We start from the raw sequence: 16,095 nt of genomic DNA on the forward strand, positions 1-16,095 counted from the left end.
CTGATCGGCACGGTCGCGCTGCTCGCCACCGCGCTGTGGACACCGGCCGGCAGCGTCTGGCTGTGCCTGGCCGCCGTCTTCTACGTCCTGACCTCCGGGCTCGCCGTCTCGGGCCCTTTGACGGGCGCACTCGACTGGCTGGTCCCGCCGCTCTTCCGTACCGCCGAATACGTGCTCGTCCTCATCCTGGCCGTACTCGCCGGCCGATCCGGAGTGAACGGCGCACTGCCCGCCGCTTTCGGGCTGGTGGCGGCGGTCGCCTACCATCACTACGACACGGTGTACCGCATCCGCGGCGGCACCGGCGCGCCTCCGCATCGGCTTGTGCGTGCGATCGGAGGCCATGAAGGACGGGCCCTGGTCGTCACCCTCGCCGCAGCCCTGTGGCTGGGCGGCGAAGGCCGCAGCCCGTCCGTGCCCGGACCGGGTCAAGGTTTCACCATCGCGCTGACCACGCTCGCTGTGGCCATCGCGGCCGTGGTGCTCGTCGAGAGCATCCGCTTCTGGGTGTCCTCCAAAGCACCCGCCGTACACGACGAAACAGGAGAACCCGCATGATCGGCCTCGTGCTGGCCGCCGGCGCCGGACGGCGTCTGCGTCCCTACACCGACACCCTTCCCAAGGCCCTTGTGCCGGTCGGCCCCGAAGGCGACGAGGAGTCCAAGACCGTCCTCGACATCGCCCTGGAGAACTTCGCCGCCGTCGGCCTGACCGACGTCGCCGTCGTCGTCGGCTACCGCAAGGAGGCCGTGTACGAGCGCAAGGAGGCGCTGGAGCAGAAGTACGGCGTCAAGCTCACCCTCGTCGACAACGACAAGGCCGAGGAGTGGAACAACGCCTACTCCCTGTGGTGCGCCCGCGACGTCATCAAGCAGGGCGCGCTCCTCGCCAACGGCGACACCGTGCACCCGGTCTCCGTCGAGAAGACGCTCCTCAACGCCCGGGGCGACGGCAAGAAGATCATCCTCGCCCTCGACACGGTCAAGCACCTGGACGAGGAGGAGATGAAGGTCGTCACCGACCCGGAGAAGGGCGTCCAGCAGATCACCAAGCTGATGGACCCCGCCACCGCGAGCGGCGAGTACATCGGCCTGACCCTCATCGAGCCGGAGGCGGCCGAGGAGCTGGCCGACGCCCTGAAGACCACCTTCGAGCGCGACCCGCAGCTCTACTACGAGGACGGCTACCAGGAGCTGGTCAACCGCGGCTTCAAGGTCGACGTCGAGCCCATCGGCGACGTGAAGTGGGTCGAGATCGACAACCACGACGACCTCGCCAAGGGCCGGGAGATCGCATGCCAGTACTGACCCGCCTCATTCCGTCGCCCGTCGTCGTCGACATCAGCCGCGGCGCCCTGGACGACCTGGCGGGCCTGCTGGCCGATCAGCGGATCTCCTCCAACGGCAAGCTCGCCTTCGCCATCAGCGGTGGCTCCGGCGCGGCTCTGCGTGAGCGTTTCGCCCCCGCCCTCCCCAGTGCCGACTGGTACGAGGTCGGCGGGGGCACCATCGATGACGCCATCAAGCTCGCCGACGCCATGAAGTCCGGGCGCTACGACGCGGTCGTGGGCCTCGGCGGCGGCAAGATCATCGACTGTGCGAAGTTCGCGGCCGCGCGCATCGGCCTGCCGTTGGTGGCCGTGGCCACCAACCTCTCGCACGACGGCCTGTGTTCACCGGTGGCCACGCTGGACAACGACGCCGGCCGCGGCTCGTACGGGGTGCCCAACCCCATCGCCGTCGTGATCGACCTCGACGTCATCAGGGAGGCGCCCGCCCGGTTCGTACGTTCCGGAATCGGCGACGCGATCTCCAACATCTCCGCCGTTCGGGACTGGGAGCTCGCCCACACGGTGCGCGGCGAGAGCATCGACGGCCTTGCCGCCGCCATGGCACGCCAGGCGGGAGAGGCGGTGCTCCGGCACCCCGGCACCGTCGGCGACGACGCCTTCCTCCAGGTGCTGGCCGAAGGGCTGGTGCTCACCGGCATCTCCATGTCGGTCGCCGGCGACAGCCGCCCGGCCTCCGGCGCATGCCACGAGATCAACCACGCCTTCGACCTGCTCTACCCGAAGCGGGCCGCCAGCCACGGCGAGCAGTGCGGCCTGGGTGCCGCCTTCGCCACGTTCCTGCGCGGGGACCGTGAGATGTCGATGCTGATGGTCTCGGTGCTGAGGCGCCACGGCCTGCCCGTACTGCCCGCGGACATCGGCTTCGAGGAGGACGAGTTCGTGAAGGTGGTCGAGTACGCACCCGAGACCCGCCCCGGCCGCTACACCATCCTCGAGCACCTCGACCTGTCCGCCGACCAGATCAGGGACGCATACCGCGACTATGCAGAAGCCATCAGTAGCTGAACTCCGCCCGGTCGTTCATCCCGAGGGCGTGAAGGACCGGCGCAGCGGTGAGCACTGGGCCGGACGGCTCTACATGCGCGAGATCTCGCTGCGCTGCGACCCGTACCTGGTCAACACCCGGATCTCGCCGAATCAGCTGACCCATCTGATGGTCGTCGCAGGCGTCCTGGCGGGCGCGGCACTTCTCGTGCCGGGCCTCGCCGGGGCGCTCATCGGCGCCCTTCTCATACAGCTGTACCTGCTGCTGGACTGCGTGGACGGTGAAGTGGCCCGCTGGCGCGGCCAGACCTCCATCACGGGTGTCTACCTCGACCGTGTCGGCCACTACCTGTCGGAGGCGGCGCTGCTCGTCGGCTTCGGCGTCCGTGCCGCCGACGTCTTCCACGCCGAGGGCGCCTCCACGAACTGGATGTGGGCCTTCCTCGGCACGGTCGCCGCCCTCGGCGCCATCCTCATCAAGGCAGAGACGGATCTCGTCGACGTGGCCCGCGCCCGCAGCGGCCTCAGCGCCGTGAAGGACGAGGCCGCCGTGCCGCGTTCCTCCGGGCTGGCCCTGGCCCGCAAGGCGGCCGCCGCGCTGAAGTTCCACCGGCTCGTCGGCGGCGTCGAGGCGTCGCTGCTGATCCTCCTGGTCGCCGTGCTGGACATGATCAGAGGGGATCTCTTCTTCACCAGGCTCGGCGTCGCCGTGCTCGCGGGCATCGCCGTCGTCCAGACGCTGCTGCACCTGGTGTCCATCCTCGCCTCCAGCAGGCTGAAGTGAAGGGGGAGACGACCGCCATGGCTCAGCCACCCGCGGAGCGATCCGCCCCGGCCGGGAAGCTCGGCGCCGTCATCCTCACGATGGGCAACCGTCCCGAGGAACTGCGTGCCCTGCTCGACTCGGTCGCCAAGCAGGACGGCGACCGGGTCGAGGTGGTCGTCGTCGGTAACGGCGCGCCGCTGCCCGAGTTGCCGGAAGGTGTACGGACGGTCGAGCTTCCGGAAAATCTCGGGATCCCGGGAGGCCGCAACGTCGGCATCGAGGCGTTCGGCCCGTCGGGCGCCGAAGTCGACGCGCTGCTCTTCCTCGACGACGACGGCCTCCTGCCGGGCGGCGACACCGCCGAGCTGGTGCGCGAGGCCTTCGCCGCGGATCCCCGTCTGGGCATCATCAGCTTCCGCATCGCCGACCCCGAGACGGGCGAGACCCAGCGCCGTCACGTGCCCAGGCTGCGCGCCGCCGACCCGCTGCGCTCCTCCCGGGTCACCACCTTCCTCGGCGGCGCGAACGCCGTGCGTACGAAGGTCATCGCCGAGGTCGGCGGGCTGCCGGACGAGTTCTTCTACGCCCACGAGGAGACGGATCTCGCCTGGCGTGCCCTGGACGCGGGATGGTCCATCGACTACCGCGCGGACATGGTGCTGCACCACCCCACGACGGCCCCCAGCAGGCACGCGGTCTACCACCGCATGGTCGCCCGGAACCGCGTCTGGCTGGCCCGTCGCAACCTTCCGGCCCTGCTGGTCCCGGTCTACCTCGGCGTCTGGCTGCTGCTCACCCTGGCCCGCCGTCCCTCCCGGCCGGCGCTGCGCGCCTGGCTCGGCGGATTCAAGGAGGGCTGGACGACTTCGTGCGGCGCCCGCAGGCCCATGCGGTGGCGTACGGTATGGCGGCTGACGCGACTAGGTCGCCCGCCCGTGATCTGACAAGCTCGTCTCTGACAGCATCACCATCCGCATTCACCTGCGCGTGTGAGGACGAAAGTTTCCAACGTGACCGAGACAACGCACGGCGGCGCGGTGGGCGTGAAGCCTCCGCCCACACCGGACGACCGTCTGTCCCAGGCCGACCTCGCGGCCAAGTACGGGCTCACCGTGAGCGGGGCGCGGCCCTCGCTGACGGAGTACGTGAGGCAGTTGTGGGGACGGCGGCATTTCGTCCTCGCCTTCTCCCGGGCCAAGCTGACGGCCCAGTACAGCCAGGCGAAACTCGGCCAGCTGTGGCAGGTGGCGACGCCGCTGCTGAACGCCGCCGTCTACTACTTCATCTTCGGGATCCTCCTCGACGGCCGCAAAGGCGTCCCGGGCGGTGACAAGAACTACATCCCCTTCCTGGTCACGGGTGTCTTCGTCTTCACCTTCACCCAGACGTCCGCACTGAACGGGGTGCGGGCGATCTCCTCCAACCTGGGGCTCGTGCGGGCGCTGCACTTCCCGCGCGCCTCGCTGCCCATCTCGGTCTCGCTCCAGCAGCTCCAGCAGCTGCTGTTCTCGATGATCGTTCTGGTGGCGATCCTCCTCGGCTTCAGGCAGTACCCGTCCTGGTCCTGGCTGCTGATCTTCCCCGTGCTCGCCTGCCAGTTCCTCTTCAACACCGGCCTCGCGCTGATCATGGCGCGGCTGGGCAGCAAGACCCCGGACCTGGCTCAGCTGATGCCGTTCGTGCTGCGTACGTGGATGTACGCGTCGGGCGTGATGTTCCCGCTGGAGCCGATGCTCCGGGGCAACACCAGCGCGCCCGGGTGGGCGGTGGAGCTTCTCCAGGCGAACCCGGCAGCGGTGTTCATGGACCTGATGCGTTACTCGTTCATCGACGCGTACACAGTCGCGGACATTCCGCCGCACGCCTGGGCGCTCGCACTGGGCTGGGGGCTGCTCATCGGCATCGGCGGATTTGTTTTCTTCTGGAAGTCGGAGGAGCGTTATGGCCGTGGCTGAGGACACGCAGGAGAAGACAGAGATGGTCCACCAGGCGGGTGCCCCCGCCGCGGAGGAACCGTGGATCCCCACCGTCGTCGCCGAGGACCTGCACATCGTCTACCGCGTCTACGGCGGCTCGAAGGGCAAGGGCAGCGCTACGGCCGCCCTGAACCGCATCGTCCGCCGTAAGCCGGGCGGTGGCGTGCGCGAGGTGCACGCGGTCAAGGGCGTCAACTTCACCGCCTACCGCGGCCAGGCCATAGGCCTGATCGGCTCCAACGGCTCGGGCAAGTCCACGCTGCTGCGTGCCATCGCGGGCCTGCTCCCCGCCGAGAGCGGCCGCGTCTACACCAACGGCCAGCCCTCACTGCTGGGTGTGAACGCCGCGATGATGAACGACCTCACGGGCGAACGCAACGTCGTCCTGGGCGGCCTCGCGATGGGGATGTCCCGCGAGGAGGTGGCGGAGCGTTACCAGGGCATCGTCGACTTCTCCGGCATCAACGAGAAGGGCGACTTCATCACCCTGCCGATGCGCACCTACTCCTCCGGCATGGCGGCCCGGCTGCGCTTCTCGATCGCCGCCGCCAAGAACCACGACGTGCTGATGATCGACGAGGCGCTGGCCACGGGCGACAAGAAGTTCCAGCGGCGCTCCGAGCAGCGCGTCCGTGAGCTGCGCGAGGAGGCGGGCACCGTCTTCCTCGTCAGCCACAACAACAAGTCCATCCGCGACACCTGCGAGCGGACGATCTGGCTGGAGAAGGGCGAGATCCTGCACGACGGCCCGACGGACGAAGTGCTCAAGGAGTACGAGAAGTTCACGGGCAAGTAGGCCCCGGCCCTCGAGGCGCAGAGCACGAAGACGGTCAGCGGCTGATCCGGACCCCGTTCCGAATCAGCCGCTGACCGTTCTCCGTTCCCGGACCGGGCGTCAGACCCCCGCGGGCGTACGCTCCGACTCCCGCTCGGGCTCGGGCAGTTCGGGCTCCGAGCCGGAGGGCGCGGACTCCTCCAGGCCCACCTTGCCGTGCAGCTTCCGCAGTGCGCTCGGCGCGTACCAGGCGCCGCGCCCCAGCAGCCGCATCGCGGCCGGGACGAGCACTCCGCGCACGGCGACGGCGTCGATCAGGATCGCCAGTCCGCTGCCCAGGCCGAACATCTGGAGGAAGCTGATCTCGCTGGTGCCGAAGGCGAAGAAGCTCACCGCCAGCAGGCCCGCAGCCATGGTCACGATGCGGCCCGTACGGGACAACCCGCGGGTGACGGCGGTGGTGTTGTCGGCGCCGGCGTCATGCAGCTCCTTGATGCGGCTGGTGACGAAGACCTCGTAGTCCATGGAGAGTCCGAAGACGATGCAGAACATCAGCACCGTCATCGAGGTGTCCATCGGCATCTCCGTGAATCCCAGGACCGAGGAGAGGTGGCCGTCCTGGAAGATCCAGACCATCGCGCCGATCGCGGCGGTCAGGCTCACCGTGTTGAGCAGCAGTGCACGCAGCGGCTGGACGACGCTGCCCGTGAAGAGGAAGAGCAGCACGAAGGTCGTGCCGACGACCATGCCGATGGCGGCGGGCAGCCGGTCACCGATCGAGGCCTTGGTGTCGATGAGCTGGGCGTCGCGTCCGCCGACCAGTGCCTCGGCACTGCCGGGCACGGCCACGTCACGCACGCTGCGCACGACGTCCTGTCCGGCACCGGCTTCGGGGGTGACGTTGAGCAGCTGCGCGTCCGGGCGTCCGAGCGCGGCTTGGGCCCGTCCGGGCGGTGACGCCTGGCCGTCGACGTACGTGCCGCTCGCGGCCTGCACGCGCACCACTCCGTCGAGCTTCGAGAGGCTGCCCGCGTACGAGTCGAGCTCCGCCTTCGTCACCCCGGCGGTCGTCACGACCTGGGCGTCGTCCGAGGAGTTGCCCGGGAAGTCCTGCTCCAGCGCGGTGCTGACCTGACGGCTCTGCGCCTTCTCGGGCAGGACCCGCTCGTCCGGCATTCCGAAGGTGGCGCCCAGCAGCGGGCTCGCAGCCAGCAGCAGCACCGCGAGCACGGGGAGTGCCGTGAGCAGTGGACGCCGCATCACCGTACGGGCGAGGTTGCCCCACAGAGGCGCGTCCGGCCGTCGCACGGCGTCTGCCCACGGCAGCCGCCCCTTGTTGACGCGGTGCCCGAGCACCGCCAGGAGCGCGGGGACGACGACGAGTGCGGCGACCGCCGCGATGGCGACGACACCGATGCCGGCGTAGGCGAACGAGCGCAGGAAGAAGGGCGGGAAGAGCAGCAGCGCAGCCAGGGCGGCGACGACCGTCGCCGCGGAGAAGGCGATGGTGCGGCCGGCCGTCGTCACGGTCGTACGGAGCGCGTCGCCGACCTCGTCCCCGTCGGCCAGCCGCTCACGGAAGCGGCTGACGATCAGCAGCCCGTAGTCGATTCCGAGGCCGAGCCCGAGGGCCGTCGTGAGGTTGACGGAGAAGATCGAGACGTCGGTGATGCTGCCCAGCACGAACAGCTCGGCGAACGTGCCGAGCACCGCGATCAGTCCGATGGCCAGCGGCAGCAGCGCGGCCACGAAGCTGCCGAACGCGATGACGAGAAGGATGAGCGTGAGCGGGACGGCGATGGCCTCCGCCACGGCGAGGTCCGCGGAGACCTGGCTGGAGATGTCGTTGTTGAGCGCCGCGCCACCGCCCGCGCGTACCTCGATCGGGCCTTCGGAGCCGCTCCACTCGTCGGTGATCTCCTTGGTGTTGTCGGCCACCTCGGTGCTGTCACCCCGCACATGGGCGAGGACGAGCGCCTGGTCCCCGTCCTTGGAGGTGAGCGCGGAGCCGCCGGGCCCCCAGTAGGAGGAGACGTGGGAGATCCGGGGCTCGTCCTTCAGACCCTCCGTCAGCTTCTTGCCTGCCTCGCGTACGGCCGTCGAGTCGAGGCTTCCGCTGTCGGCCCGCACCAGCAGTACGAGGTTGTCCTCGCCGCCGAACTTCTCCTCGATCAGCGTCTGCGCGCGGCTGGAGGGCGCGTCCGGGTCCTCGAAGCCTCCGGCCTGGAGTTTGCCGAATGCGCCGAAACCGATGGCGCCCATGGCCACAACGGCGATGAGACTGAGAACGAGCAGGGCTCTGGGCCTGCGCAATGTCAGATCTGCGATTCTTCGCAGCACGGTGATCCCCCCATGGAACGGTGGTGTACGCAACGATGTTTACGGCGTCAACATGAACTGTTCCAGGGAATGTTAATAGTGTCAACATCGGGCAGGATGGAAGTATGGCGGACATGGAGGCGACGGCTCGTGCGAGGGCGGAAGCGATGACGGACGGGTCGGGCCCGGACAAGGGCAAGCGCGGCGGCAAGCGCACGTACCACCACGGTGACCTGCGCAATGCGCTCATCGTCGCGGCGACGGACCTGGCCCGCGACGGCGGCCCGGAGGCGGTCGTGCTGCGTGCCGCCGCACGCCGTGTCGGCGTCTCACCGACCGCCGCCTACCGGCACTTCGCCGGTCAGGCCGAGCTTCTCCACGCCGTCAAGGAGCTGGGGCAGCAGCGGCTCACGGAGTCGATGGAGGCCGCCGGCGCCTCCCTGTCGGCTCGCGAGCCCGGGCCGGACGGTGCCGAGGAGCGGGTGCGCGCACTCGGACGCGGCTATCTCGCGTTCGCCCGCGCGGAGCCCGGCCTCTATCGAGTCGCCTTCTGCCGCGACGAGTTCAGCATGGAGAAGCTGGACGGAGTGATCGACCCGGGCGAGGAGGACAGCTGGGGCTTCCGCTCCTTCGGCATCCTGGTCCAGGCCCTGGACGCCCTCGTCGAGCACGGCCGGATGACCGAGCGCCGCCGTGCAGGCGCGGAGCTGACCGCCTGGGCCACCGTGCACGGGCTGGCCACGATGTTCCTCGACGGCCCGCTCTCGCAGCTGACGTCCGAGGAGATCGACGCCGTGGCCGAGCGAGCCTTCGACACCCTCATCGCGGGATTCACCACACCCTGAGCCGACGGCTCCGCAGGTTCGCAGTCGCCAAGCATCGAAGCCGTAATCACACCGGGAAAGCTCTCCCGATCGCCTTCCGTCGCGCTTTGCCGTGCCCTCAGTCGTCCCCGTGCTCCTGCGGCGTGTCCGAAATAGGATGTTTTTGCCGAGAGGTGTAGAAACGGAGATGTGACGGCAATGGCTTCTGGCAGCACGTGGTGAGGGCGGAGGCGGACGCGCATGCGCGTGCCGTCCTCGCCAAGGCCACGCGGGAGAACTTCCCGGTGGCGCCTGGATTCCTGCCGCGGGAATGGCGCGACGACCTGATGGCCGTGTACGGCTACGCCCGCCTCGTCGACGACATCGGGGACGGCGATCTCGCCCCCGGCGGCCGCGACGCGAAATACCTGGGTCTGGGACCCGACTGGGGGATCGACCAGGGTGCGGACCGCCTCGCGATGCTCGACGCGTTCGAAGCCGACCTGCGCCGTCTGTTCGACCGCGGAACCACACCGCCCGGCCATCCGCTCCTCCAGGCCCTCGCACCCACCATCAGCCGCCGAGGCCTGACGCCGGAACCGTTTCTGGCCCTCATCGAGGCCAACCGTCAGGACCAGAAGGTCCGCCGCTACGCCGATCACGCCCAACTGCTCCAGTACTGCGAGCTGTCCGCCAACCCCGTCGGCCACCTCGTCCTCGCCATCACCGGCACCTCGACCCCGGAGCGGCGCCGTTACGCCGACGACGTGTGCACCGGGCTCCAGATCGTCGAGCACCTGCAGGACGTCGCCGAGGACCTGAGCCGTGACCGCATCTATCTCCCGGCCCAGGACATGGCCCGTTTCCATGTCACCGAGGCCGACCTCGCCGCCCCGAGCGCCAACGCCTCGGTCCGTGCCCTGCTCGCCGTCGAGGCGGAGCGGGCCCGGCTGCTGCTGTCGGCGGGCGACCCGCTCGTGGCCAGCGTCAACGGGCGGCTGAAACTGCTTCTCGCCGGGTTCACCGGCGGTGGCCGCGCCGTGCTGCGGGCCATCAGACGTGCCGGATACGACGTACTGCCAGGACCTCCCCGAGCCACCACGCGCGGTCTGTTGCGCGAGGTGGCCGCAACCCTGCGACGAGAGGGGTGAGCGGACCGTGGACAGAGCCCGGCCCGTACTGCACGTGCCGCCGGCGGTGGCCGCCGCGTACAGCTATTGCGAGTCCGTCACGGGGCAGCAGGCCCGCAACTTCGCTTACGGAATCCGGCTGCTGCCGACCGCGAAGCGACGGGCGATGTCCGCGCTCTACGCCTTCTCAAGGCGCGTCGACGACATCGGCGACGGGCCGCTCGACGGGCCCGTCAAGGAATCCAGGCTGGAGGAGACCCGGGCGCTGCTCGGGCGCATCCGCGCGGGCACGGTCGCTGAGGACGACACCGACCCGGTCGCCGTCGCACTGAGCGACGCCGCGCGCCGCTACCCGCTGCCGCTCGGCGGTCTCGACGAGCTGATCGACGGAGTGCTCCTGGACGTACGCGGCACGACCTACGACAGCTGGGAAGAGCTGGAGGTCTACTGCCGGTGCGTGGCCGGTGCCATCGGACGTCTGTCCCTGGGCGTGTTCGGGACGCTGCCGGGGGTGCGCGACACGGCGCGCGCCTCCGAGTACGCCGACACCCTGGGGCTCGCTCTGCAACTCACCAATATTCTCCGTGACCTGCGGGAAGACGCGGATCACGGACGCTCGTACCTGCCCGCGGAGGACCTTGAGAAATTCGGCTGCTCCGCAGACTTCCCGAGTGACGATCTGCCCTCCGACGGCGACTTCCGCGGGCTGGTCCATCACGAAGTCGAGCGCGCCCGCGCCCTGTTCACCGACGGATACCGGCTGCTGCCCCTGCTCGACCGCAGATCAGGCGCATGCGTGGCCGCCATGGCGGGGATCTACCAGCGGCTCCTGGACCGCATCGCTGCCGATCCGTACGCCGTCCTCCGCTCGCGCGTCTCGCTGCCCAACAGGCAGAAGGCGTACGTGGCCGTGCGGGGGCTCTCCGGCGTGGAGGCGCGGCAGGCCGCCCGGCGGAGCGCACGCACATGACCGGACCTGACCCGCGCATGGCCGTCCGGCCCGGTGCCGCCCGCAGGCGTGCCGTCGTGATCGGCGGTGGCATCGCCGGTACGACAGCGGCGCTGAAGCTCGCCGACGCCGGAGTGGAGACCACCCTCGTGGAGTCCCGTCCGCGCCTGGGCGGTCTCGCGTTCTCCTTTCGCCGCGACTCTCCCGCCGGCCCGATCAGCGTCGACAACGGGCAGCACGTGCACCTGCGTTGCTGCACCGCGTACACCTGGTTCCTCGAGCGCATCGGCGGCACCGAACTCGCGCCCGTGCAGCGGCGGTTGGACGTACCGGTCCTCGATGCGGCCCCGGAGCGGCCACGGTTGGGCAGGCTTCGCCGCAGTGCCCTGCCCGTACCGCTGCACCTGGCCGCCAGCCTCGCCCGCTACCCCCATCTCTCACCGCTCGAACGCGTCGCGGCAGGCCGGGCGGCTCTCGCACTCAAGAAGCTGGACCCGGCCGATCCCGCCCTGGACGGCGTCGACTTCGCCACCTGGCTGCACCGGCACGGCCAGAGCGACCGCGCGATCGAGGCGCTCTGGGACCTGGTGGGGACCGCGACGCTCAACGCCCGTGCCCCGCATGCCTCGTTGGGCCTGGCGGCCATGGTCTTCAAGACCGGACTCCTCTCCGAGCCGGGTGCCGCCGACCTCGGCGTCTCGCGCGTCCCGCTGGGACACCTGCACGACACTCTCGCCCGCGCCTCGCTCGAGGCCGCGGGTGTGCGCGTCCTGACGCAGACCAAGGCCGACGCGATCACCGCAGGACAGGGCGGGCGCTGGGGTGTCCGTGCCGGGAAGAGCCAGGAGCCCCCGGTGGAGTACGAGGCCGACGCCGTCGTGCTGGCCGTGCCGCAGCGGGAAGCGCACGGCCTGCTGCCCGAGGGGGCACTGCCCGGCAGCCGTCGTCTCCTCGACATCGGCACCGCCCCCATCCTCAACCTGCATGTGATCTACGACCGCCGTGTGCTGCGGTGCCCGTTCTTCGCGACACTCGGATCACCCTTGCAATGGATCTTCGACAGAACCGGTCCGTCCGGCCTTGAGAGCGGCCAGTACCTCGCGGTCTCGCAGTCCGCGGCGCACGACGAGATCGACCTTCCTGTCGGGGTCCTGCGCGAGCGCTGCCTGCCTGAGCTCGCACGATTGCTGCCCGCGGCACGAGGTGCGGTCGTGCGGGACTTCTTCGTCACCCGGGAGCGAACCGCCACCTTCGACCCCCGTCCCGGCGTCGGACGGCTGCGACCCGCGGCCCGTACAGAGGCGCCCGGTGTCTGCCTGGCCGGAGCTTGGACCGATACTGGCTGGCCAGCGACCATGGAAAGCGCCGTGCGGAGCGGTACTACTGCCGCTCGGGAAGCCCTCACCGCCATGGGCCGCCCGTACGACAACGACACGGTGCCCGGCACCACAGGAAGGGCGGTGGCATGACCAGGCTCGATGCGACTGGAACAGCGCGCGAAGGCGGCACGGCCGACACAGAACGCAGAGGAGACCCCGTGACCACGGCGAACCAGCACACCGTCGTCGACGACACGAGCGTCAGCGCTCTGCTGGAGCGCGGCCGAAGGCTCGCCACCCCCATGCTTCGCGCGGCCGTCGCCCGGCTCGCACCTCCGATGGACACGGTCGCCGCCTACCACTTCGGCTGGATCGACGCCGAGGGCCGGCCCTCGGAATCCGACGGTGGCAAGGCCGTGCGCCCCGCGCTCGCCCTGCTCTCGGCCGAGGCCGCCGGAGCGCCACCCGAGACCGGCCTCCCCGGCGCCGTCGCCGTGGAGCTGGTGCACAACTTCTCGCTGCTGCACGACGACTTGATGGACGGCGACGAGCAGCGCCGCCACCGGGACACCGTGTGGAAGGTGCACGGGCCTGCCCAGGCGATCCTCGTCGGGGACGCGCTCTTCGCCCTCGCCAACGAAATACTGCTGGAACCCGCCACCGTCGAGGCCGGCCGCGCCACCCGCCGCCTGACGCGCGCCACCCGCAAGCTCATCGACGGGCAGGCACAGGACATCTCCTACGAGGACCGCGACCGGGTCACCGTCGAGGAATGCCTGGAGATGGAGGGCAACAAGACCGGCGCCCTGCTGGCCTGCGCCGTCTCCATCGGCGCCGTCCTGGCCGGGGCCGACGACCGTACGGCCGACGCCCTGGAGTCCTACGGCTACCACCTGGGCCTCGCGTTCCAGGCCGTCGACGACCTGCTGGGCATCTGGGGCGACCCGCAAGCCACCGGCAAGCAGACGTGGAGCGACCTGCGGCAGCGCAAGAAGTCCCTGCCCGTGGTGGCCGCGCTCTCCTCCCCGCACCCGGCCGCGGCACGCCTCGCGGACCTGATGGCGGCGGACGCGAAGAAGAGCCAGGCGGAGTTCAAGGACTTCGACGAGGCGGAGTTCGCGACGCGGGCCGCGCTGATCGACGAGGCGGGCGGCCGCGAGTGGACCTCCCAGGAGGCGCAGCGCCAGCACACCACCGCGCTCGCCGCCCTCGAACCCGTCGACATGCCCGGTCACGTACGCGATCAGCTCACGGCGCTGGCGGACTTCGTCGTCGTACGGCAGCGATGACCACCGCGTCGAGAACCACCCGGCGCTGACGCCGGACCCTTCGGAAGGGGAACAGATGACAGCGACGACCGACGGCCGTGCGGAGACCTTCGGCACGGTGAGGCCGCCACTCGCCGGGGAGTCGCCGGGCGCCGAGAGCCTCGGTGCCCGCGCGGAGCGTACGGCCGGTCGCGCTGTGGAGAACCTGCTCGCCCGCCAGGACGCCGAGGGCTGGTGGAAGGGCGACCTGGAGACCAACGTCACCATGGATGCCGAGGACCTGCTGCTGCGCGAGTTCCTCGGCATCCGCGACGAGCGCACCACCCAGGAGGCCGGCCGGTTCGTACGCTCCCAGCAGCGAGCCGACGGCACTTGGGCCACATTTCACGGCGGACCTGGGGAGCTCTCCACCACCGTCGAGGCGTACATCGCTCTGCGGCTCGCCGGAGACACCCCCGACGAGCCGCACATGGCGCGGGCCTCCGCGTGGGTGCGCGAGCAGGGCGGCGTCGCCTCCAGCAGGGTCTTCACCCGGATCTGGCTGGCGCTCTTCGGCTGGTGGCGCTGGGACGACCTGCCCGAACTGCCGCCCGAGATCATCTACTTCCCGAAGTGGTTCCCGCTCAACATCTACGACTTCGGCTGCTGGGCGCGCCAGACGATCGTTCCGCTGACCGTCGTCTCCGCCAAGCGCCCCGTCCGTGCGGCGCCGTTCTCCATCGGCGAGCTGCACCAGGACGCCGCGTGCCCGAACCCTCCGCGGCGGATGGCGCCCGTGGCGAGCTGGGACGGACTCTTCCAGCGCCTCGACCGCGCCATGCACGCGTACCGCAAGGTCGGCTCCCGCTCGCTGCGCAGGGCGGCGCTGCGCAGTGCCGCGCGCTGGATCATCGAGCGTCAGGAGAACGACGGCTGCTGGGGCGGAATCCAGCCGCCCGCCGTCTACTCGCTGATCGCGCTGCGCCTGCTCGGCTACGACCTGGACCACCCGGTGATGCGGGCCGGACTCGCCTCCCTGGACCGGTACACCGTCCGGTACGAGGGTCCCGGCGAGGGGTCGGAGGGCGGTGTCCGGCGGATGGTCGAGGCGTGCCAGTCCCCCGTCTGGGACACCTGCCTGGCGACCATCGCGCTGGCCGACGCGGGCGTCCCCCGCGACCACCCTGCTCTGGTCAAAGCCGCCGACTGGATGCTCGGGGAGCAGGTCGTCCGTCCGGGCGACTGGTCCGTACGCAAGCCTCAACTGCCGCCCGGCGGCTGGGCGTTCGAGTTCCACAACGACAACTACCCCGACACCGACGACACCGCGGAGGTAGTGCTCGCGCTGCGGCGCGTGCACCACCACGACCAGGCGCGGGTGGACACGGCGGTACGCAGGGCCGTGCGCTGGAGCATGGGGATGCAGTCCAGGAACGGCGCCTGGGGAGCCTTCGACGCCGACAACGACAGCCCCCTCCCCAACCGGCTGCCGTTCTGCGACTTCGGCGAGGTCATCGACCCTCCCTCCGCCGACGTCACCGCGCACATGGTGGAGATGCTCGCGGCCGAGGGCCGCCGCGACGACCCGCGCGTGCGAAAGGCCGTGACCTGGCTCCTGGCCGAACAGGAGGTCGACGGCGCCTGGTTCGGGCGATGGGGCGTCAACTACATCTACGGCACGGGGTCGGTGGTCCCCGCGCTCACGGCCGCGGGGCTGCCCGTCGGCCACCCGTCCATCCGCCGCGCCGTCGGCTGGCTCGAGAGCGTCCAGAACGAGGACGGCGGATGGGGCGAGGACCTTCGCTCCTACCTCCCCGGCCGGGAGTGGGCCGGGCGCGGCAACTCCACGGCCTCCCAGACCGCCTGGGCACTTCTCGCACTGCTCGCGGCGGGGGAGCGCGAATCGGCGGCCGTGGAGCAGGGAGTCGACTGGCTCGCCCGCACCCAGCTCGAGGACGGCTCGTGGGACGAGCCGCACTTCACCGGCACCGGCTTCCCCTGGGACTTCTCGATCAACTACCACCTGTACCGGATGGTCTTCCCGCTCACCGCTCTCGGCCGCTATCTGCACGGCACCGGGACGGAAGGCAGATGACGGTCCCCGGTGACCATGGCCCGCTGCTGATCGCTTGCGCACTGGGCATCGAGCGGCTCGCGCTGAGACGTTTCGGCACGGCCCCCGAAGGTGCGGCGGGCCCGGTCACCGTGCTCCGTACGGGAATGGGGCCTGAGGCCGCCGAACGTGCCGTGTCTGGAGCGTTGCGCGACGAGCCCGAGGAGGGCGGCACTGCCGTGGTCGCGACGGGCTTCTGCGCCGGCCTGCTGCCCGGCATGCACCCCGGGGACCTGGTGGTCGCGGACGAGACACGGGACGCGGAGGGCCGTACGGAATGCACGGGCACCGCTGTGCTGGCCGAGGCGCTGCGCCCGTACGGCACCGTGCACGTCGGGCCGCTAGCCGGTTCCCCGCACATCG

The 16,095-nt window shown here is 70.4% G+C and carries 14 protein-coding genes and 1 pseudogene; 14 read left to right on the forward strand and 1 reads right to left on the reverse strand.

Going from position 1 to position 16,095, the window contains the following annotated elements:
• The 7 genes from H5J26_RS19225 to H5J26_RS19255 form a co-directional block, all read left to right on the forward strand.
• Window positions 1-558 (forward strand): DUF5941 domain-containing protein (locus H5J26_RS19225; RefSeq protein ID WP_235980830.1); only part of this gene is annotated, 558 nt, incomplete at its 5' end.
• Window positions 555-1,307: a sugar phosphate nucleotidyltransferase gene (locus H5J26_RS19230; protein WP_181767139.1), complete on the forward strand. Its 753-nt coding sequence runs from the start codon at window positions 555-557 to the stop codon at window positions 1,305-1,307. The genes H5J26_RS19225 and H5J26_RS19230, both read left to right, overlap by 4 nt.
• Entirely contained in the window at window positions 1,295-2,356 is a 1,062-nt protein-coding gene (locus H5J26_RS19235) for an iron-containing alcohol dehydrogenase family protein (protein ID WP_181767140.1), read from the forward strand. Before H5J26_RS19230 ends, H5J26_RS19235 begins: the two co-directional genes overlap by 13 nt.
• Entirely contained in the window at window positions 2,334-3,119 is a 786-nt protein-coding gene (locus tag H5J26_RS19240; protein ID WP_181767141.1) for a CDP-alcohol phosphatidyltransferase family protein, read from the forward strand. Before H5J26_RS19235 ends, H5J26_RS19240 begins: the two co-directional genes overlap by 23 nt.
• A 17-nt stretch (window positions 3,120-3,136) precedes the next feature.
• Window positions 3,137-4,045, forward strand: a complete 909-nt coding sequence (locus tag H5J26_RS19245; protein WP_181767142.1) for a glycosyltransferase family 2 protein — start codon at window positions 3,137-3,139, stop codon at window positions 4,043-4,045.
• Window positions 4,046-4,111: 66 nt separating this feature from the next.
• On the forward strand, window positions 4,112-5,056 hold the full coding sequence (locus H5J26_RS19250; protein WP_181767143.1) for an ABC transporter permease: 945 nt from the start codon (window positions 4,112-4,114) through the stop codon (window positions 5,054-5,056).
• Between the two features lie 22 nt (window positions 5,057-5,078).
• On the forward strand, window positions 5,079-5,873 hold the full coding sequence (locus tag H5J26_RS19255; protein ID WP_235980833.1) for an ABC transporter ATP-binding protein: 795 nt from the start codon (window positions 5,079-5,081) through the stop codon (window positions 5,871-5,873).
• A gap of 99 nt (window positions 5,874-5,972) precedes the next feature.
• Here H5J26_RS19255 and H5J26_RS19260 read toward each other — a convergent pair whose 3' ends face one another.
• Window positions 5,973-8,192 carry an MMPL family transporter gene (locus tag H5J26_RS19260; protein ID WP_181767145.1) on the reverse strand — a complete coding sequence of 740 codons (2,220 nt, stop codon included), beginning with the start codon at window positions 8,190-8,192 and terminating at the stop codon, window positions 5,973-5,975.
• Between the two features lie 104 nt (window positions 8,193-8,296).
• On the opposite strand from H5J26_RS19260, the gene H5J26_RS19265 reads away from it, so the two are divergent.
• The 7 genes and pseudogenes from H5J26_RS19265 to H5J26_RS19295 form a co-directional block, all read left to right on the forward strand.
• On the forward strand, window positions 8,297-9,016 hold the full coding sequence (locus tag H5J26_RS19265) for a TetR/AcrR family transcriptional regulator (RefSeq protein WP_235980831.1): 720 nt from the start codon (window positions 8,297-8,299) through the stop codon (window positions 9,014-9,016).
• A 194-nt stretch (window positions 9,017-9,210) separates the two neighbouring features.
• Window positions 9,211-10,125, forward strand: a complete 915-nt coding sequence (gene hpnC, locus H5J26_RS19270; protein ID WP_181767146.1) for a squalene synthase HpnC — start codon at window positions 9,211-9,213, stop codon at window positions 10,123-10,125.
• Window positions 10,126-10,132: 7 nt separating this feature from the next.
• Window positions 10,133-11,074 (forward strand): presqualene diphosphate synthase HpnD, encoded by a 942-nt coding sequence (gene hpnD / locus H5J26_RS19275; protein WP_181767147.1) that lies wholly within the window; start codon window positions 10,133-10,135, stop codon window positions 11,072-11,074.
• Window positions 11,075-11,091: 17 nt separating this feature from the next.
• On the forward strand, window positions 11,092-12,522 hold the full coding sequence (gene hpnE / locus H5J26_RS19280; protein WP_181767151.1) for a hydroxysqualene dehydroxylase HpnE: 1,431 nt from the start codon (window positions 11,092-11,094) through the stop codon (window positions 12,520-12,522).
• Complete coding sequence (locus H5J26_RS19285) at window positions 12,519-13,661, forward strand: polyprenyl synthetase family protein (protein ID WP_181767148.1); 1,143 nt, start codon at window positions 12,519-12,521, stop codon at window positions 13,659-13,661. Before hpnE ends, H5J26_RS19285 begins: the two co-directional genes overlap by 4 nt.
• Window positions 13,662-13,716: 55 nt before the next feature.
• On the forward strand, window positions 13,717-15,714 hold the full coding sequence (shc, locus tag H5J26_RS19290; RefSeq protein ID WP_181767149.1) for a squalene--hopene cyclase: 1,998 nt from the start codon (window positions 13,717-13,719) through the stop codon (window positions 15,712-15,714).
• A pseudogene (locus H5J26_RS19295) lies at window positions 15,711-16,095 on the forward strand (1-hydroxy-2-methyl-2-butenyl 4-diphosphate reductase); the annotation flags it as partial. The gene shc and the pseudogene H5J26_RS19295, both read left to right, overlap by 4 nt.

The sequence above is a fragment of the Streptomyces albidus (ex Kaewkla and Franco 2022) genome (genome assembly GCF_013870515.1).
Lineage (GTDB): Bacteria > Actinomycetota > Actinomycetes > Streptomycetales > Streptomycetaceae > Streptomyces > Streptomyces albidus.